The organism is Allobosea sp. NPDC055594, from assembly GCF_053618995.1.
The window spans coordinates 161,255-177,233 of record NZ_JBSHIO010000010.1 but is presented as its reverse complement, the minus strand read 5'-3'; the positions used below and the strand labels follow the sequence as shown (position 1 = coordinate 177,233).

The window sequence follows — 15,979 nt, the reverse complement described above, 5'->3', positions numbered from 1 at the left end:
TCGCAATAGCGCACGAAGCGCGCCGCCTTGCGCGAGGCATCGGAGTCGAGCACGCCGGCCAGCACCATCGGCTGGTTGGCGACGACCCCGACCGTACGGCCCTCGATCCGCCCGAAGCCGGTGACGATGTTCTTCGCGTAGGCCTCCTGGATCTCGAAGAAATCGCCCTCGTCGAGCGTCTTCAGGATCAGCTCCTTGATGTCGTAGGGCTTGTTCGGATTATCCGGCACCAGTGTGTCGAGGCTGGTGTCGACCCGGTCCGGCACGTCGAAGGACGGCCATTCCGGCACGCCGGCCGTGTTGTTGGCCGGCAGGAAGTCGATCAGCCGGCGCACCTGCAGCAGCGCCTCGACATCGTTCTCGAAGGAGCCGTCGGCCACGGACGATTTCGAGGTATGGACCCGGGCGCCGCCGAGCTCCTCGGCGGTCACCGTCTCGTTGGTGACGGTCTTCACCACCTCCGGCCCGGTGACGAACATGTAGGAGCTGTCGCGGACCATGAAGATGAAGTCGGTCATCGCCGGCGAATAGACGTCGCCGCCGGCGCAGGGGCCCATGATCACCGAGATCTGCGGGATGACGCCGGACGCCTGGACGTTCCGCTTGAAGACCTCGCCATAGCCGCCGAGCGCCGCGACGCCCTCCTGGATGCGGGCGCCGCCGGCATCGAAGATGCCGACGATGGGCGCGCGCATCTTCAGCGCCATGTCCTGGATCTTGATGATCTTCTGGGCGTGGGTCTCGGAGAGCGAGCCGCCGAAGACGGTGAAATCCTTGGAGAAGACGAAGACGGTGCGGCCATTGACCGTGCCCCAGCCGGTGACGACGCCGTCGCCGGGGATCTTCTCGGCCTTGTCCATGCCGAAATCGACCGCCCGGTGCTGCACGAACATGTCGAACTCCTCGAAGGAGTCCTTGTCGAGCAGAAGCTCGATCCGCTCGCGCGCCGTCAGCTTGCCGCGCCCATGCTGCGCCGCAATCCGCCGCTCGCCACCGCCGAGCCGAGCACCCGCGCGACGCGATTCGAGCTGTTCGAGAATGTCCTTCATGGCGAAGCTCCGCAGCCGACTGACGATCTCCCACCGGCTTAAGCGGCGCGGGACGGGCTGTCTATCGGATGCCGGCGGCGCAGACATTCTCCGGTCGCGTCGAAACGTCATTGCGAAGGCGCGCTTCGCTGCGGCCGGATGACGGTGCAGATTGGTCGAAAAGGCTACGCGTCACGCGGCCAGCTGCATCACCTCCGGAGCGCTTTCGAGCGAAGCGGCCGCGGTTCGCGTGAAGAAATCGCGATAAATCAAAGAGATGGCGCATTCCGGTGTTTCAGGGAAACGCGGAGATGCGCTAGCCCTGCATCAGCAGCAGCACGGCCGCGTCGTATTCCTTGCGCCTGAGCACCCGGCGTTCGGCCGCTTCCTCGTCCTGGCCCCAGATCCCGATCTGATAGTCCTCGTCGAGATGGGCGGCGGCCCAGGCCGCCTCGGCGTCGATCAGCCCCTCGGCGAGGGCGAGCGTCAGGATGGTCGACCCCGTCAGGGTCATGACATTATGGGCGCCGGCGAGGGCGATCGGGGCGGGGATCGCCGCGACGCGTTTTTCCACCGCGTCGAGCACGGTCTGCGGCTGCTCGGCGAAGACGACGCCCTGCGCCATGACGAAGCGGCCGCCGATCCGGGCCTCCAAAGCGGCGATCAGCGGGTTCCAGACCTGGTCCTGGCGCTCTACCAGTTCGCGCGGCTCGCCGGCGCGGTAGCAGAGCGCGTCGCTGCCGGCGTAGCGGACGATCTCGGCGCGGACCGCCTCGTGCTGGTCGGCGACGCCGTCGAGCGCCGAGTTGACCAGCCGGGTCATCGGCATCCGGGCGGGGTCGATCTCCCCCTCCTGCGCCTGCCATTCGGCGGCCAGCGCCTGCGCGACGGCGTGGGAGGCGACCGCCAGCGGCTTGCGGGCCGGGGTGCGGGCGGTGCGGCCGTCGAGCGCGACTTGGAAGAGGCCGTCGCGCTCCAGCGCTTCGGCCTTCTCGTAGAAGCGCTTGGGCAGCGGGTTGCGCATCGCCTGCTGGGCGGCGGCGACAGGGTCGGGCTGGCGCTGGCCGGGGGAGCCGAAGCGCGCGAGGAAATCATCGGTCGACATGGCTGCGTCCATAGCGCATCCGCGGCCCCGCGCGAAACGGCTTCGTGCCGGTGCGCGCTGTCTCCGGGCGTTGACCCTTGCCGGGCAGGGGACTAAACGCCTTCTCCCCGGACGCCATTCGCGTCCGCGAGGCGCGCGAGAGGGCATCATGTTGGAGAGTGCGGGAACCCGGTGAGGTTTCGCTGAGGCGAGACCTGATCCAGCGCCGGGTGAGAGATCCAGACCACAGGGTCGGCTTTCGCCGCGGCGCTTGTCATGGTTCCATGCACAGGCTTTTCCATCATGAACGTTTCGCGGGACGAGCAGCGCGTGCTGCACGTGCTGGCCCGTGGCGGGCAGATCCGCCATCTTCGCGGCGAGAACCGCCGTATCCATCATGTCGAATGCTTCACCCATGAAGGTCATCTTCTGAGTGATTGCACGCTCGCCATCTTTGCCGGCCTCAAGCGCAAGCGGCTGATCGAGTCGCGGCAGGGCGCGCCCTACCGCATCTCCCGGCTCGGACGGCTCGCCGTCCGCAGCCAGGCCGACAACAGGTGACGACAGGCGGGAGGGCGCAGGCCCTCCCGCCACGCCGGCCGTGCTCGTCAGCGTTTCAGGCGGCCTGGCGGATGCGCTGGAGGAAGGTGCGGACCTGGCTGTCGAGCTGCGCCGCCTGCTCTGCGAGCTTCTCGGCGGCGTCGGAGACGCAACCGGCCGCCGACCCGGCTTCATTGGCGACGCCGATGACGCGGTGGATGGTGTCCGAGGCCATCTCGGCATCCTGCGCCGTGCTGCCGATATTCTCGGCGATGCCGGCGGTGGCCTGGTCCTGCTGGGCGATGGCGGCGGCGACCGAGGCCGAGACGTCGTTCAGCGAATTGATCGAGCCGCCCATCACCTCGATCGCCTGCACGGCTTCGGAGCCGGATTCGTGGATGGCGGCGATCCGCTTCTGGATGTCGGCCGTCGCCTGCGAGGTCTGGCTGGCAAGCGCCTTGACCTCCTGGGCCACGACGGCGAAGCCCTGCCCCTGGACGCCGAAGCGGGCCGCCTCGATCGAGGCGTTGAGGGCCAGGAGGTTGGTGCGCTCGGCAATGGTCGAGATCAGCTGGACGATCTGGCCGATATCCTCCGCCTTCCGCGAGAGGTGCTGGACCGTGCTCAGCACGTTGTGGGCGCTGCTGGTGGTGAATTCGACGACCCGGCTCGTGGCGCCGACCTGCTCGCGCAGCTCGCCGATCGCGCTGGCGAGCCCGTTCGTGGCGATGGTGGCGGCGGTGACGGCCGTGGCGGCCTGATCGGAGGAGGTGGCTGCGGCCAGCGCGCCTTCCTGGACCCGGCGCGCGCCTTCGGACATCTGCGAGGCGGCCCTGCGCAGGGGCGCGACCGAGGCGAAGACCTCGCCTGCTATGCCGGCCACCTCCACTTCGAGATCGTCGGCGATTTCCAGCACCAGCGCCTGCCGTTCCAGCGCCGCCTGCAGCGTGGTCCTGGCGAGATCGCGCTCGGCCTGCTCGGCGACGAGGCGCGCGGCATTTGCACGCTCGCTTTGCGCTTCGGCGTTGATGAAGGCGGCCCGCAGGGTGATCACGACCCAGCTCAGAGCGCTGTTCTGTACGACCACGATGACGGCATGGAGCAGCACGCGGCGGCCGTCGCTGCCGCCGGGAAAGACACCTTCCGGATAGACCAGGTTCAGGCCGGCATGATGCGCCGCGATCGCGACCGCGGTGGTGACGAAGATGCGCCAGTCGAGCCAGCCCGCGGTGATGGCGAGCGCGGCGAAGAAGCTCATATGGATGTCGGGCTGATAGGGATGACCCGCCGTGACATAGACCAGCAGCATGACCTGGCCGACCAGCGCGAGGGAGCTGGCCTGGCGGGTCAGCCAATCCGGCCCGCGCAGCTGCCAGAGAATGGTCGGAACCGCCGCGAGGGCGAGGGCGGCGAGCGTGAGACTCGCGCCCGGCAGTTCGAAGCCCTGGACGCAGGCCGCCACCAGAACGAATTGGAGCCAGAGCAGGGTGGTGAGCAGAAGGCCGAAGCGCCGGCGAAACTGTTCAACCAGATTCATGGCCTGCTCCCTGAGACCGCGCCGACATCCATGCAGAGTTTCGCCAGGCTGGCGTCGAGCACGAGCCAGGCGCCGGCGGCGTAGAGCTTGCCGGCATAATCCGCGGTCTCGGCTGTGCTGACGGCGACCGGCCGGCTGGAACTGAGCGCCAGGATCGCGCCGCCGGAAGCGGCGATGGCGGCGATCATCCGGGATTCGCCGGAGCCGGGCGGGAACAGGGCCACCACCGGCCGTCCTTCGACCGGCTGGCCGGCCAGGAGCAGGAGTGCCAGGGCCATCAGCGGACCGACAGTGAGGCCGAAGAGCAACTCGCGCATCGTGCTCCCCCAGACCGGTGAGCCGGCGTCGGCAGACGCCGTTGACCGAGAAGCGCGTTTCGTCGCCGCAAGGCTACGCCGGACTCTAGACTGTAATGGTTGAGCAATCCTTGCCGTCACGCCGGCCCCTCGCGCATCGCCCGGGCCGCGAACAGCCACCGGCGGGCATAGGCCACCGGCAGGCATGGGCCGCCGGCAAGAATTTTCGCCGCCGGGCGGGGGAGGCGGGAACTTCGGGCTCGCCGGTGCGTCCTTCGGACATTACAATCTCTTCATCATCGCGCCATCACGGCGTGAGGGGCGCTCGGCCAGGCTGCGGCCATCGTCTGCCGGCTTCGAGACCCGAGACAGCGAACCGTCGTCAGTCAACGAAAACGGAGAGCTTTTCATGAAACGCCTAGCCCTCATCGCCGCATCCGGCGCAGCGGCTCTCGCCGCGACCCTGGCCGTCGCCCAGCCGCAGCCGATCCCCCTGGCGCAAGCAGGGCAGAGCGCGCAGCATGGCGGCAGCGGCGGCGAGAAGGCCGATCGCAGCGACCGCCGCGAGGAGATGCGCGAGCGGCGCGCCGAACGGATGACGGCGCAGCTGAACGAGCGTCTCGCCAAGCTTCGCACCGATCTGAAGCTGAAGCCCGAGCAGATCGCCGCCTTCGAGAAGATCGAGGCGCTGATCAAGCGCAATGCCGAGCAGCGTCGCGAGCGCATGTCCCAGATGCGTGACCAGCACGAGAACCTTCGCCATGCCGACATCATGGAGCGGCTCGACATGATGGCGACGCGGCAGATGGAGCGTGCCACCCGCTCGAAGGAGATGGCGGATGCGGTGCGCCCGCTCTGGACGACGCTGTCGGACGAGCAAAAGACCGTGGCCCGCCGCGCCATGCGCGAAATGAGGGCCGAGGGCCGCGGCCGGATGATGGAGATGCACCGTCGCATGCGTGACCATGACGACGATCGACGCGACGATGATCGCAGGTCGCGGCGCTGGCGTGATCGCGACCATGATCACGACCGCAGCTGGTATCGCGATCGCGACTACGATAGCGACCGGTTCTGAGGATCCGGCTCCGGCAAGCGCCGGGGATGAATGACAAGACGGCCGGGCGCGAGCCCGGCCGTTGTCATTGTTGCGTATTATGCGACAGGCTATAGCCGGCGAGCTTGGCGGGGGCAGGCCGGTGCGCTTCATCCAGACGTTCGAACTCTATTCCTTCCTCGATTCCGTCGTCAGTCTCGGCGTCGCCTTCGTGCTCGGGGTGCTGATCGGCGCCGAGCGGCAGTATCGCCAGCGTACGGCGGGCCTGCGCACGACGGTGCTGGTCGCGGTCGGCTCGGCCGCCTTTGTCGATCTCGCCATGGCGATGGGCGGCACCTCGGACGCGATCCGGGTCATCGCCAACGTGATCACCGGCATCGGTTTTCTCGGTGCCGGCGTGATCATGAAGGAGGGCCTGAACGTCCGCGGCCTCAACACCGCCGCGACGCTCTGGTGCGCCTCGGCTGTCGGCGCCTGCGCGGGCGCCGACATGGTCGCCGAGGCGGTGCTGGTCACCGTCCTGGTGCTCGCCGGCAACACGCTGCTGCGCCCGCTCGTCAATGCGATCAACCGGATTCCGCTGGACGAGAAGGCCCTCGAGGCGACCTATGAGGTGGTGTTGACCTCGAGCGGTGCGGCACTGCCGACGGTGCGCGATGCCCTGGTCGAGCATCTCGACAACGCGAAGTATCCGGCGAGCGATGTCCGGACGGTCGAGCGGGGCGACGACATGGTGGAGATCACCGCCGTCCTGATCAGCACCGCCGTCGACCGGCGGGAGCTGGACCAGGTCGTCGATCGGCTCGGGCGCATTCCCGGCGTGAAGCACGCGACCTGGGAAAGCAGCACCGCGGACTGACCGGCGGTGTCCGGCTGGCGTCGGGGCTCGCATCGGATAGAACCTGTTAGGCTGGCCCGGCCGCTCGCGAATCACGGGCAGCCATCCCGCCGGCTCCCGTCGGCTGGGTCCCGGAAGAAGAGGAGAGCGCGGTGCATCGCTATCTGAGATTGAAGTCCCTCGTGCTTCTGGGGGCGCTGCTGGCCGGTTTCGTCGCGCCGCTGCCGCTGGTCGCGACCGCGCAGGCCCAGGTGTCCGGCACCTCGCGCCAGAGCGCCAATCGTGGGCATGTGAACCGGCCGCAACACCGTCCTCATACGCGCCCGCATCACCGGCCGGTCGCTCGTCCGCATCCCCATCATCGGCCGCGCCATGGTGTCCGGCATCATCCGCGGCACAATGTCGTCGTGGTGCATCCGCACCGGCGCTGGAACCGTGGCGGCGCGATCGCGGCCGGTGCGGCGATCGGCTTCATCGCCGGCGCCGCAGCCACCTCTTGGGCGGGTCCGCCGCCGCGAGCCGGCTATTGCTGGTACTATACCAACCGGGCTCGCACGCACGGCTTCTGGGACTGGTGCCCGCGCTGAGCAGGCTGGCGAGGGCGCCGGGCGGCTATCGCATCGGACCGAAAAGTGACCTCCACTTCTCGGAAAACTCCGATGCGATAACACTGAGATAGATCACCCTTACCGCGTCCAAACGGACGCGGCGATCTGAAGACCGCCCGGCTCCCTTGCATGAACGGGCTGAGGCCTTGCACCTGCGGCGATTGACTTGCCAGAGGCCGGCCCCACCTTGCCGCCGGTCGGCGGCGTCGCGGATATCATGTGTTTGGGAGCGGTTGCGCAGGTGCTCGTCGGGGCGCTTTCTCCCGGCCTGGCGCAGGCGCAGCCTCAAGACGTCGCCCTTCTTGAGTCTATCCAGAAGCTTGCGATCTGCGGCTGAGAGGTGGCGCGAGCGGCAGCGGGGGCGATCAATGACGCGCGGCTTGCGCGCCCTGCATCTCCACCCTGAACCTCACCAGCTGCCGGAACAGCGGCACTGTCCTGAAATCCTCGTCGAATCCCCAGCCGGGGCGTGGTGCCTGCTTCCGGCTTTCCAGAAGCCCCAGCCATGTCAGAGGGCGCAGGACCCGCGACACCATGGCGAACTCCGGAAGGTCCTGCGCCGGAACCTCGAGCAAGGTCTCCATCACCGTGCAGGACTCCGTCAGTGTCCCGGCGCTCGACCATTCATGCGCGCTCACCGACAGGCTCCAGAGAATCACGCCCATATGGTGCTGCGGCCAGAACTCGATCGGGTTCCGGTCGAAGTCCTGAAGGTTCATCTTCCAGAAGACCGCCTCGAACAGCGCTGCGAGCAAGGCAGGAGCCGCTTCAGGGGCGAGCATGGCCTTGCCGGCCCTGCTCGCCCTCAGGATCCCAGAACGCTTCCGCAGCAGGCCCGCAGCCTGCAAGGCGATCCGGGTGAAGAGGACCCCGTAGGCGTCGTGCTCGTTGATGACCTTGCTCGTCGCGAGGATGTCGGCCTTGTCGTATCCCGGCCATTCCGTTTGGTCGAAGACATGCCGGACATCGACGCGCTTCAGGGCTCCGGCGGGCGTCAGGACGAGGCCGCCCTTCTCTACGGCAAGTCCTAGCAAAAGGCGTGCGGCCTGGACCATGGGGGCAAGAAGAGCTGCCTCGGCGGGGACGTCGTCGGGCGTGAGGCGGAGCGCTCGCGGGACCCTGCCGGGCGGCTCCAGGAGCGCCTTGAGGGAGGCTGGCTCGAGATGAGCCCAGGCGGGAGGAATAGCAGTCACGCAGGAAGCCTAGGCGGGCCGGAGCAAAGGCTCAACAGCCCGGCCAAGAAAGCTCCGAAAAGCGTGTGCGAGAGTGCCGCAAGATCATCGCGCCCGGACCGCCCGGGCGACGACCGTGCCCGCAAACGAAAAGGGCGGCTCCGAAGAACCGCCCTTTCCTGATTCCGGTTTTCGATTCTTGCCAGAGGCTTGCGGCCTCCGGCTGAGAGATCGGATCAGCGCGAGTAGAACTCGATGACCAGGTTCGGCTCCATCTGCACCGCATAGGGCACGTCCGACAGGGTCGGGGTGCGGGTGAAGGAGGCGGAGAACTTGTTGTGGTCGGCGTCGATGTAGTCAGGCACGTCGCGCTCGGCGAGGGCGGCCGACTCGATGACGATGGCGAGCTGGCGCGAGCTCTCCTTGACCGCGATCACGTCGCCCGGCTTGACCTGGTAGGACGCGATGTTGACGCGCTTGCCGTTCACGGTGATGTGGCCGTGATTGATGAACTGGCGAGCGGCGAAGACGGTCGGGACGAACTTGGCGCGGTAGATCACCGCGTCGAGACGGCGCTCGAGCAGGCCGATCAGGTTCTCGCCCGAATCGCCCTTCAGGCGGGTCGCCTCGGCGTAGTAGCGGCGGAACTGCTTCTCGGAGATCGAGCCGTAATAGCCCTTCAGCTTCTGCTTGGCGCGCAGCTGCGTGCCGAAGTCGGAAGGCTTGCCCTTGCGGCGCTGGCCGTGCTGGCCGGGGCCGTATTCGCGGCGGTTGACCGGGGACTTCGGGCGGCCCCAGATGTTCTGACCGAGGCGGCGGTCAATCTTGTACTTCGCCTCATGGCGCTTCGACATGTCGCGTGTCCTCTTGGTTCGCGATTTTGAGGACCGCGCCCTCCTTCTCCCCGTTTCCGGGGCGACAGATCCGGCTTCCGAAGGGAGCGGATCACGGGTGCGGAAAAAGCCACGCGGCCCCGTGAGGAGCCGCGCGACGCCGGTGCCTATGCGGGAATTGCCGGCGGAAGTCAATGCGCCGGCGCGATATCGGCATGGCCGTGGCCAGGCATGGGCGCCTGCGCGCTCCAGCTCAGGCCGGCATCGCCTCGATCTCGACCCGCGCCAGGCCGAAGCCGGCCAGCGCGATCCGGGCCGGCCCGCTCAGCCGGGTGCCGGCGGTGAAGACGGCGCAGGCCTCGCCGGCGTCGCGCCAGTCGCCGGCCGGGCCGAGCAGTTGCGTGACGCGCCGCGCGACGGCGGGGGCGGGGTCGATCCACTCCACCGGCCAGGGTGCGAGGCGGCGATAGCGTGCCAGCAGCAGCGGGTAATGCGTGCAGGCGAGCGCCACCACATCGGTGCGCCTGCCGTCGCGCGCGACGAAGCAGGGGGCGATCTCGGCCAGCACGTCGCTGTCGCCGATCGTCTCGCCCTTCAGGGCCGCCTCGGCGAGGCCGGCAAGCCGGGTCGCGCCGACCAGCGTCACCTCGCAGCCGCCGGCATAATGCTCGATCAGCCCGCGTGTGTAGTCGCGCGCCACGGTTCCCGGCGTCGCCAGAACCGAGACGAGGCCGCTGCGGCTGCGCGCGGCGGCGGGCTTCACCGCCGGAACGGTGCCGACGAAGGGGATGGGGAAACGGGCCCGCAGCGCCGGGAGCACCAGCGTAGAGGCCGTGTTGCAGGCGATGACGACGAGGTCGGGATGGAAGCGCGCGACCAGCCGCTCCATCACCGCGAGCACGCGGGCGATCAGCGCCGCCTCGCTCAGCCTTCCATAGGGAAAGGCGGCGTCGTCGGCGGCGTAGACGATGTCGGCATCGGGGCGGCTGGCGACGACTTCGCTCAGCACGGTCAGGCCGCCGAGACCGGAATCGAACAGGAGGATGGTCGGGCGGCGTTGCGGCATCACCGCGCTGCGATGGCAGTTTCCGGCGAGGAGATCGACTTGCATGAGGTGGTTACCGACCGGAGTCCGCAAAGCCCGATTGGGGCCCTGGTCCGTTAAGGGAGGATGAATGTGGCGAGAGCGCGCTGGGGATAATTTAGTTGACTTTGTCCATTAAAGCTCATTTCTCGGAAGCAGGAGGCCATCATGCCAGCCATCGCTCCTCATGCCATCGATGCGATCCGCCGCTTCAATCGTTTTCACACCCGCTGGGTCGGGGCATTGGGCGGCGATCTCCATGGCTCTGGCTTCGGCCTGACGGAGGCGCGGGTGCTCTACGAGCTGGCGCAGCGCGACGGCTGGCGCGCCGGCGAGCTGGCCCGCGAGCTCGGTCTCGATCCAGCCTATCTCTCGCGGCTGCTGAAGCGTTTCGTGACGCTGGGCTGGCTCGCGCGTGAAAGGGCGGAAGGCGACGCACGGGCGCTGAAATTGCAGCTGACGGAGGCCGGGCAGGCCGCGTTCCGGCCGCTGGACCAGGCTTCATGCGATCAGGCGAGTGCGATCCTGTCTCGGCTCGATCCGGCCGGGCAGACTGCGCTCGTGGGCGCACTCGACCTGGCGCAGAGGCTGCTCTCCGGGGACAGCGCGGCGCGGCGCATGGTGACGATCCGCGAGCACCGGCCCGGCGATATCGGCTGGGTGATCTCGGCCCATGGCCGGCTCTATGCGCAGGATTATGGCTGGGACATCAGCTTCGAGGCGCTGGTCGCCGAGATCGCCGCGAAATTCCTGCGCGAATTCCAGCCTGGACGGGAGCGCTGCTTCATCGCCGAGCTGGACGGCGCGCCGGTCGGCTCGGCCTTCGTGGTGCGCGAAAGCGAGGAGGTCGCGAAGCTGCGGCTGGTGCTGGTCGAGAAGCGCGCGCAGGGCCTCGGCCTCGGCAAGAAGCTGGTGCGCGAGGCGGTCGGCTTCGCCCGCGCCGCCGGCTATCGCCGGATGGTGCTGTGGACCAACGACATCCTGCATGCTGCGCGGGCGATCTACGTCGCCGAGGGTTTTCGGTTGGTGGCCGAGGAGAAGCATCATTCCTTCGGGCAGAATCTGGTCGGCCAGAACTGGGAGCTCGCACTGTAGGGGGCAGGGACCCGCCGCACGCTTGGCAGGTAGGAAAGGCCGCGCTCAGGCCTTGAGGCGCGCGACCGCCGCGGCCGCCATGCGCCCGGCCAGCGTCGCGCCGCCGGCCGTCATGGCGCCGCCCCCCGCGGTCGCCTCGCCGGCGAGCCAGAGGCGCCCGGCGATTGGCTCGGCCAGGATGTCGCGGGCGCCGGCATGGCCGGGCAGGCAGACCGAATAGGAGCCGCGCGCGAAAGGATCGGTCCACCAGGCCGGGAAGGAGACCGGCCCGGCAGCCTTGCGGAACTCCGGCCCGATCATGTTGGCGAGCAGGTCTACGACATGGGCGCGGGCGGCTTCAGGCCCGGAATGCGAGAGCTCGCGGGCATAGTCGCCGCCGCAGAAGCCGACAACCAGGTCCTGATCGCCGGGGAACAGGTCGAAGTTCATCAGCCGGCCATTGGCGCCGGCCTCGAAATAGCTGGTGCCGGGCGCGATGCCGAAGCGGTTGCCGCCGACCTTGAGCGCGATCTTGGTCAGAGCGCCCATGCCGATGCCGGAAAGCGCGCCCTGCGTGCGGGCTGGCAGTGCCGGGGTGAAGCGGATCGCGCCGGCCTTGAGCACGCCGACCGGCACGGTGACGATGCAGGCGCGGGCGTTGAGCGTGCCTGAAGCCGTGGTGATCGCGACGCCGGGACCGTCCCAGCGGATCGCGGTGACGGTCTGGTTCAGGCGGATGTCGAGCCCGGCGCCATAGCGCGCCACCAGATTGCCGTAGCCGCTTGGCACGACATAGTCCTCGCCGGCCCAGAGGCGCTGATAGTCGCGGGCCGAGATCCGGGATGCTTCCTCGCCGATCGAGAGCAGCAGGCCGGAGGAGGCGATCGGCGCGAGGTCGGGACCGAGATTGCCCAGCAGTTCGGCGATCGACAGGTCGCGCGTCTTGAGGTCCGCGGTTTCGAGCCGGCGGTCGATCTGGCCGAAGGCGCCGCGGCGGCGCTGGCGATCGCCCTGCGACATCGGCTGGCCGTTCTGGAAGAGCTGGAAGCCGCCGCCCCAGCTTTCATTCGGCGTTGCGATGCCGAGTTCCTGGGCGATGGTGGTCCAGGGGTTGCGCTCGGCCCAGTGGATGAACATCGCGCCGGCGTCATAGGAGGGGCCGAGCGAGGAATCGGTGAAGGTGCGCCCGCCCAGGCGATCGCGGCCCTCGAGCACGATCACGGCGCGCCCCGCCGCCTGCAATTGCCGTGCGGCGGCGATGCCGGCCGCGCCGGCGCCGATGACCACGACGTCATGGTCACGAGCCTGTGCCCGACCGGAACCGGCCGAGGCCGCGGCCATGGCCGCAGAGCCCAGCAGCAGTTTCCGGCGGTCGAGCATGGCGTGAGCTTCCCTCCGCATCTTGCACTGCATCATGCCACCCGAAGCCGAGGCTGCAAGGCGCAAAGCGCGATGCCCGGTGCCGGTGCGTTCACGAGATGGGGAGGCGGCGCACCAGGCTCAAGGCGCGGGCCCGAACGCAGGTCCGGTGCCGGCGCGAGATGCGCGCAAGGCGACCCTCCCCGGGGGGCTGTCCGGGCACTGGCTCCGCGGTGGGCGGCTCCGCCTGCCTGCCGGAAACAGGGATATCGAGCTGAGTGCAGATTAGAATTATAATAAATACGTAGTTCTTCTCAGTAAAGAGAATCATTTGACAGTCAAAATTGATTTTCCTATTCGCTGGTGCTGAAATTAAGGCAGGGTCCTTAGTTTAAAACGATTGCAAACTATCAAATGACTTCGCTTTTGAAGTCTTCGGCTAGGACGGGATTGGGGCTATGGGCGATTACTCCGGTGGGCTGCGACATGGCGTGGCGCTTGGGGCTTTGGTGCTGGCGATGGCGGCGCCGGCGGCAGCGCAGCAACAGCGGCAGGCGGAACGCAGCGTAGGCGAGCAGGCCGTGACGCTCGACGCTATCGTCGTGCAGGGCGAGGCGGTGACGGCGGCCCCGTTGGTCGCTGGCCCGACGACGACGACGACGACACGTGCGGAGCTCGACCGGGCGCAGGTCCAGAGCATCCAGGAGTTGTCGCAGCGGCTGGAGGCCGGCATCACCTTCAACCGCAACAATGGTTCGGTGAACATTCGCGGCCTCGACGGCGCCCGCGTGCTGACGACGGTCGATGGCATCCGTCAGCCCTTCATCCAGGACAACCGCATCGACCGCAGCATCGGTACGGCCTTCGACTTCGATTCGCTGTCGACGCTTGATCTGTTGCGCGGCGGAAGCGGTGCCAGCACGCTCGGCTCGGGCGCGCTCGGCGGCGCGCTCGCGGTGCGCACGCTCGATCCTGAGGACCTCATCCGGCCCGGCAAGACCTTCGGGGGGCTCGCCAAGACGGGCTTTGACACGACCGACAAGGCCTGGTTCGGCAGCGGCGCCGTCGCTGGCCGGTTCAAGGATACCTGGCTGATGATCCAGGGCGGGCTGCGCCGCGGGCACGAAACGGAAAACCGCGGGAACAACCCGACCATCGGCGCGAGCCGCACGGAGCCGAACCCGGTCGACTTCAACCAGTACAGCTTCCTCGCCAAGCTGCATCAGTATGTGAATGAGGTACATCGCTTCGGGCTGACCGGCGAGATCTTCAAGCGCTCCGACGAGATCCAGACGCGCACCAGTGCCGTCTCGCTCACCGGCAATTATCGCCCGGGTCGACACGCGACCCAGGAGGATGTCGAGCGCAAGCGCGTCTCGCTGACCTATGACTACAAGCTGCCGGGCGGCCTCATCGACGAGGCCCATGCCAATCTCTACTGGCAGGGCGTGACGCGGAACTCGATCCTCAATGCCTACCGCTTCACCAGCGTGATCGGGCCCTATGCCCGCAACAATGAGGTCGAGGAAAAGGCCTTCGGCTTCAATGGGCACCTGATCAAGAGCTTCATCACCGGCCCGGTGTCGCATCGGCTCCTGCTCGGCACGGAGCTGAGGTCATCGACGCTCGATCAGTATTCGGCCGGCCTGGACAGCTGCCGCAGGCCCTATACGGGCGCCTTCGCCGCCTGCAACAACCTGCACAGCAACCAGTCCGACACGCCTCGCGTCGAGGGCAAGCTGGTTGCCTTCTATGCGCATCACCAGTTCGGCTTCCTCAACGACACGCTGCGCCTGACGCCCGGTGTCCGCTTCGACTGGTATGAGGAGGCTCCGAAGGCGACGGCGAGCTATATCGGCAGCGCAGCCTATAGCGGCAGAATGCCGGCCAGTTCGAGCGATGACGCCTGGTCGCCGCGCATCCGCCTCGAATACGACATCCTCAAGAATGCGCCCTATGTGAAGGATGTGACGCTGTTCGCGCAGTGGTCGAAGGGCTTCCGCGCTCCGACCGCCAGCGAGCTTTACGCGACCTTCGGCGCCGTCGGCACCTATCTTCGCACCGGTAATCCCGACCTGCGGCCGGAGACCAGCAACGGCATCGATGTCGGCGTCCGCTTCGGCGACAAGGCCCTCGGCGGTACGCTGACCTATTTCCACACCGATTATCGCAATTTCATCGAGCAGACGCAGATCGCCGCACCCGGCGGGCTCTACCCGCAGGGCGGCATCACCGCCTATCAGAACGTCGCGCGGGCCCAGATCTCCGGCTTCGAGGCCAATATGCAATATGCCTTCGCGCCGAACTGGCTGGTGCGCGGTTCGTTCTCCTATGTCCAGGGCAAGAACAAGGACAACAATACGCATCTCAACTCGATCCCGCCGGTGCAGGGCATCGTCGCGGTCGCCTATGGCACCGATAACTGGGGGGCGGAGGTGTCGGCCAAGTTGGCCGGGGCGCGCAAGGATGTCGCGGCCACGACCGGTACCTCGCAGGGCTTCCAGGCGCCGGGCTACGCGATCTTCAACGCCTCGGCCTGGTGGCGGCCGATGCCGCAGATCGCCGATCTCGAATTGCAGGTCGGCGTCTACAACATCTTCGACCGCAAGTACTGGGACGCGGTCAATGTTCCGACTGGCGTGCTCGCCCAGGCGCGCGACTATTACAGCGAGCCCGGCCGTACCGTGAAGGCGACGCTGAAGTACCAGTTCTGAACGCCGGCGCGCCTTGAACAGAAAGAGGCCGGCGTCCTTGACGCCGGCCTCTCGGCGTTTGCGAACCTGTCCTATCCATCGGACCGAAAAGTGGACTCTACTTTTCGGAAAACTCCGATGCGATAACACTGAGATAGATCACCGTGACCGCGTCCGAACGGACGCGCGGTGATCTAGTCGCGCAGCGGCTTCAGTGCGCCAGCCCATTTGCCGAGCTCGGTGAGCAGGTCGGCGGCGCTCTTGCGGTGCAGGTCGTTGGCGGCGAAGACCCCGTCCTTGATCGACTGGCCGACCATCGGAACCGTGACGGCTTCCATGATCGGCATCATCTTCAGGGTGGTGACGATCTGCTTGGTCAGCTGGACGGCGCGCAGTCCGCCGGAAACGCCGCCATAGCTGACGAAGGCGCAGGGCTTGTAGGTCCACTCGCCATAGACATAGTTCAGCGCGTTCACGAGGGCAGGCGTCGGGCCGAAATTGTATTCCGGCGTGACGAAGACATAGGCGTCCGCAGCCTCGACGCTGGCGCTCCAGCGCCTGGTGTGCTCGTGGAGATAGTCGCGCATGACGGGGTGCTTCGGCTCGTCATAGACCGGCAGCGCGAAGTCGGCGAGGTCGACGAGATGGGCATCGAAGCCGGGATCAGCCTGCGCGACCCCGTGAAACCAGTTGGCGACCGCCGGGCCGACGCGGCCGGGGCGGGTGCTGGCGATGATGGTGTGCAGCCGAAGCGTCATGCGGTTCTCCTGGGGGAT

15 protein-coding genes are annotated in these 15,979 nt (G+C 67.6%); 6 read left to right on the top strand and 9 right to left on the bottom strand.

Annotation, left to right across the window (positions count from 1 at the left end; genetic code table 11):
* Positions 1-1,049 (bottom strand): acyl-CoA carboxylase subunit beta (locus ACWGRX_RS20025; RefSeq protein WP_452118961.1); only part of this gene is annotated, 1,049 nt, incomplete at its 3' end.
* A gap of 295 nt (positions 1,050-1,344) precedes the next feature.
* Positions 1,345-2,133 carry an ATP12 family chaperone protein gene (locus ACWGRX_RS20020; RefSeq protein ID WP_452118960.1) on the bottom strand — a complete coding sequence of 263 codons (789 nt, stop codon included), beginning with the start codon at positions 2,131-2,133 and terminating at the stop codon, positions 1,345-1,347.
* 282 nt (positions 2,134-2,415) lie between these two features.
* Between ACWGRX_RS20020 and ACWGRX_RS20015 the strand changes: the two genes are divergently transcribed.
* Positions 2,416-2,673 (top strand): YjhX family toxin, encoded by a 258-nt coding sequence (locus ACWGRX_RS20015; RefSeq protein WP_452118959.1) that lies wholly within the window; start codon positions 2,416-2,418, stop codon positions 2,671-2,673.
* Between the two features lie 55 nt (positions 2,674-2,728).
* Here the strand turns inward: ACWGRX_RS20015 and ACWGRX_RS20010 are convergent, their stop codons facing one another.
* Both ACWGRX_RS20010 and ACWGRX_RS20005 read right to left on the bottom strand, forming a co-directional pair.
* On the bottom strand, positions 2,729-4,189 hold the full coding sequence (locus tag ACWGRX_RS20010) for a methyl-accepting chemotaxis protein (protein WP_452118958.1): 1,461 nt from the start codon (positions 4,187-4,189) through the stop codon (positions 2,729-2,731).
* On the bottom strand, positions 4,186-4,506 hold the full coding sequence (locus tag ACWGRX_RS20005; RefSeq protein ID WP_291638784.1) for a hypothetical protein: 321 nt from the start codon (positions 4,504-4,506) through the stop codon (positions 4,186-4,188). The genes ACWGRX_RS20010 and ACWGRX_RS20005 overlap by 4 nt, the downstream gene beginning before the upstream one ends.
* 388 nt (positions 4,507-4,894) lie before the next feature.
* Here ACWGRX_RS20005 and ACWGRX_RS20000 point away from each other — a divergent pair, with 388 nt between their 5' ends.
* The 3 genes from ACWGRX_RS20000 to ACWGRX_RS19990 all read left to right on the top strand — a co-directional run bounded on the left by ACWGRX_RS20000 (position 4,895) and on the right by ACWGRX_RS19990 (position 6,967).
* Positions 4,895-5,563 (top strand): Spy/CpxP family protein refolding chaperone, encoded by a 669-nt coding sequence (locus tag ACWGRX_RS20000; RefSeq protein WP_452118957.1) that lies wholly within the window; start codon positions 4,895-4,897, stop codon positions 5,561-5,563.
* Positions 5,564-5,684: 121 nt separating this feature from the next.
* Positions 5,685-6,401, top strand: coding sequence for an MgtC/SapB family protein (locus tag ACWGRX_RS19995; protein WP_291647497.1), 717 nt, complete (start codon positions 5,685-5,687; stop codon positions 6,399-6,401).
* A 131-nt stretch (positions 6,402-6,532) separates the two neighbouring features.
* Positions 6,533-6,967, top strand: a complete 435-nt coding sequence (locus ACWGRX_RS19990) for a hypothetical protein (RefSeq protein WP_452118956.1) — start codon at positions 6,533-6,535, stop codon at positions 6,965-6,967.
* Positions 6,968-7,353: 386 nt separating this feature from the next.
* On the opposite strand, the gene ACWGRX_RS19985 is transcribed toward ACWGRX_RS19990, so the two are convergent.
* The 3 genes from ACWGRX_RS19985 to murI form a co-directional block, all read right to left on the bottom strand.
* Positions 7,354-8,043, bottom strand: coding sequence for a hypothetical protein (locus ACWGRX_RS19985; RefSeq protein WP_452118955.1), 690 nt, complete (start codon positions 8,041-8,043; stop codon positions 7,354-7,356).
* A gap of 353 nt (positions 8,044-8,396) precedes the next feature.
* Positions 8,397-9,014 carry a 30S ribosomal protein S4 gene (gene rpsD, locus ACWGRX_RS19980; protein WP_291638778.1) on the bottom strand — a complete coding sequence of 206 codons (618 nt, stop codon included), beginning with the start codon at positions 9,012-9,014 and terminating at the stop codon, positions 8,397-8,399.
* A 232-nt stretch (positions 9,015-9,246) separates the two neighbouring features.
* Positions 9,247-10,104 carry a glutamate racemase gene (gene murI, locus ACWGRX_RS19975; protein WP_452118954.1) on the bottom strand — a complete coding sequence of 286 codons (858 nt, stop codon included), beginning with the start codon at positions 10,102-10,104 and terminating at the stop codon, positions 9,247-9,249.
* A gap of 141 nt (positions 10,105-10,245) precedes the next feature.
* Between murI and ACWGRX_RS19970 the strand changes: the two genes are divergently transcribed.
* A complete protein-coding gene (locus ACWGRX_RS19970) occupies positions 10,246-11,172 on the top strand; it encodes a bifunctional helix-turn-helix transcriptional regulator/GNAT family N-acetyltransferase (protein ID WP_452118953.1) in 927 nt (308 codons plus the stop codon).
* Between the two features lie 45 nt (positions 11,173-11,217).
* Here the strand turns inward: ACWGRX_RS19970 and ACWGRX_RS19965 are convergent, their stop codons facing one another.
* On the bottom strand, positions 11,218-12,531 hold the full coding sequence (locus ACWGRX_RS19965; protein WP_452118952.1) for a flavin monoamine oxidase family protein: 1,314 nt from the start codon (positions 12,529-12,531) through the stop codon (positions 11,218-11,220).
* Positions 12,532-12,968: 437 nt separating this feature from the next.
* On the opposite strand from ACWGRX_RS19965, the gene ACWGRX_RS19960 reads away from it, so the two are divergent.
* Positions 12,969-15,224 (top strand): TonB-dependent hemoglobin/transferrin/lactoferrin family receptor, encoded by a 2,256-nt coding sequence (locus tag ACWGRX_RS19960; RefSeq protein ID WP_452118951.1) that lies wholly within the window; start codon positions 12,969-12,971, stop codon positions 15,222-15,224.
* 173 nt (positions 15,225-15,397) lie between these two features.
* On the opposite strand, the gene ACWGRX_RS19955 is transcribed toward ACWGRX_RS19960, so the two are convergent.
* Complete coding sequence (locus ACWGRX_RS19955) at positions 15,398-15,961, bottom strand: NADPH-dependent FMN reductase (protein ID WP_452118950.1); 564 nt, start codon at positions 15,959-15,961, stop codon at positions 15,398-15,400.
* Positions 15,962-15,979: the final 18 nt, after the last annotated feature.